This is a genomic window from Prevotella sp. AM34-19LB, assembly GCF_003468525.1.
GTDB lineage: Bacteria > Bacteroidota > Bacteroidia > Bacteroidales > Bacteroidaceae > Prevotella.
In genome coordinates, this window is record NZ_QSIG01000104.1 from 1 (window position 1) to 2,068 (window position 2,068).

The window sequence follows — 2,068 nt, forward strand, 5'->3', positions numbered from 1 at the left end:
CTTTGCTGAGCACGGCTTGCATATTGAGCCATAGGTATGGTCGTTGGGTTTGGACAACAGCCTTTTTTACGAGACTTGATTTGCCAAAACGTCGTGGTGACATAAGAACTAGATGGTTCTCGCTCTTGAGAAACTGTACGATGTAGTCCAGTTCTTTCACTCTGTTTGTAAAGTATGGGGCATCAACCAATGAGCCAAATTTAAACGGATTTTCCATAATCGAATTTTTTCGTAACGAAACTTTTCGCAAAGATACGAAAAAATAAAGATGCTTAGAAGATAAACTCCTTTGAATTATTAATGTTTAACATTTTCCGGGATATAAGGTCAAGGTTTTACCTATTTATATAAGTTTTAAAGGGAAGCTTCCTGTAGATTGTTCTTTGTCGCTCAATCTGTGTAGTGCTTTGTATATTTCGGAATATGGCTTATACTTTTGCGAATCATCCTTTATACAAAATGACTCAATGTTTGCAGAATTTGGAACTTTTTTCTGCTGTTTCGCCGAAAAGTGTTTTCTTTGCATCCATAAATAGATAAAATTATAAAGAATTATGGCAGAAAATAGACAAGAATTGAACCGCAACTTGGCTCAGATGCTCAAGGGTGGTGTGATTATGGACGTAACTACTCCAGAACAGGCAAAAATCGCAGAGACAGCAGGTGCATGCGCAGTAATGGCTTTGGAACGTATTCCAGCTGATATCCGTGCAGCAGGTGGTGTTTCTCGTATGAGCGACCCTAAGATGATTAAGGGTATCCAGGAAGCTGTTTCTATCCCTGTAATGGCTAAGTGCCGTATCGGTCACTTTGCTGAGGCTCAGATTCTTCAGGCTATCGAAATCGACTATATCGACGAGAGCGAGGTGCTCTCTCCTGCAGATAACGTGTATCATATTGACAAGACTCAGTTCGACGTACCATTCGTTTGTGGTGCCAAGAACTTGGGCGAGGCGCTCCGCCGTATCGCTGAGGGTGCTACGATGATCCGTACCAAGGGTGAGCCAGGAACAGGTGATGTGGTTCAGGCTGTTACCCACATGCGTATGATGCAGAGCGAAATCCGTCGCCTGGTTTCTATGAGCGAGGATGAACTTTACGAGGCTGCTAAGCAGTTGCAGGCTCCTTACGAGTTAGTGAAGTATGTTCACGAGAACGGCAAGTTGCCAGTGGTTAACTTCGCTGCCGGTGGTGTGGCTACTCCAGCTGATGCTGCCCTGATGATGCAGCTCGGTGCCGAGGGTGTATTCGTAGGCTCTGGAATCTTCAAGAGCGGTAATCCTGCTAAGCGTGCCCAGGCTATCGTGAAGGCTGTTACCAACTACAACGACCCTAAGATGTTGGCTGAGTTGAGCGAGGACCTCGGTGAGGCTATGGTTGGTATCAACGAGCAGGAGATTGCTCTCTTGATGGCAGAAAGAGGTAAGTAATGAGAATAGCTGTTTTAGCTTTACAAGGCGCTTTTGCTGAGCACAGACAGAAACTGGCTCAGTTGGGCGTAGATAGTTTCGAGGTTCGCCAGTTGAAGGATTGGGACCAGCCAAAGGATGGCTTGATTATTCCGGGCGGTGAGAGTACCACCCAGGCGAAACTCTTGAATGAACTGGGATTGATGGAGCCTGTAAAGGAGGCGATTGCTGCCGGCTTGCCAGTATATGGCACTTGTGCCGGCTTGATTCTTCTTGCCAAGAAGATAGAGGGCGAGCCTAGCCATCGCATTGCTTCCATGGATATCACGGCATTGAGAAATGCCTACGGTCGCCAGTTGGGTAGCTTCTACATCGAGGCTCCGATGAAGGGCATCGAGGGAAATATCCCTATGACTTTCATCCGTGCCCCTTATATTAAAGAGGTGTGGGGAGATGCAGAGGTCTTGGCGGAAGTAGATGGTAAGATTGTGGCTGCCCGCCAGGGCAAGCAGCTGGTTACAGCCTTTCATCCCGAATTGAACGAAAGCCTGGAGATTCATAAGTATTTTCTGGGGATGTGCAAGTAATGTAATGCGGAATTATATTTCGTGGATTCATATTATAAAAGCAAAAAGCCTTGCGGAATCGCCGCATTTTTG

Annotated in this window: 2 protein-coding genes and 1 pseudogene; 2 read left to right on the forward strand and 1 reads right to left on the reverse strand. The window is 46.1% G+C overall.

The genetic code is table 11. The features are described 5' to 3' along the window. Positions 1-217: pseudogene (locus DW830_RS16820) on the reverse strand (ATP-binding protein); the annotation flags it as partial. Between the two features lie 337 nt (positions 218-554). On the opposite strand from DW830_RS16820, the gene pdxS reads away from it, so the two are divergent. Both pdxS and pdxT read left to right on the forward strand, forming a co-directional pair. Beyond that, positions 555-1,430 carry a pyridoxal 5'-phosphate synthase lyase subunit PdxS gene (pdxS, locus tag DW830_RS15320; RefSeq protein WP_119250481.1) on the forward strand — a complete coding sequence of 292 codons (876 nt, stop codon included), beginning with the start codon at positions 555-557 and terminating at the stop codon, positions 1,428-1,430. Then, a complete protein-coding gene (gene pdxT / locus DW830_RS15325) occupies positions 1,430-1,996 on the forward strand; it encodes a pyridoxal 5'-phosphate synthase glutaminase subunit PdxT (protein WP_119250482.1) in 567 nt (188 codons plus the stop codon). The genes pdxS and pdxT overlap by 1 nt, the downstream gene beginning before the upstream one ends. The last annotated feature ends 72 nt before the right edge of the window (positions 1,997-2,068 follow it).

What these genes read in the sequence shown, in the direction of transcription:
- pdxT (WP_119250482.1), top strand. Translation starts at nt 1,430, where the DNA reads ATGAGAATAGCTGTTTTAGCTTTACAAGGCGCTTTTGCTGAGCACAGA.
- pdxS (WP_119250481.1), top strand. Translation starts at nt 555, where the DNA reads ATGGCAGAAAATAGACAAGAATTGAACCGCAACTTGGCTCAGATGCTC.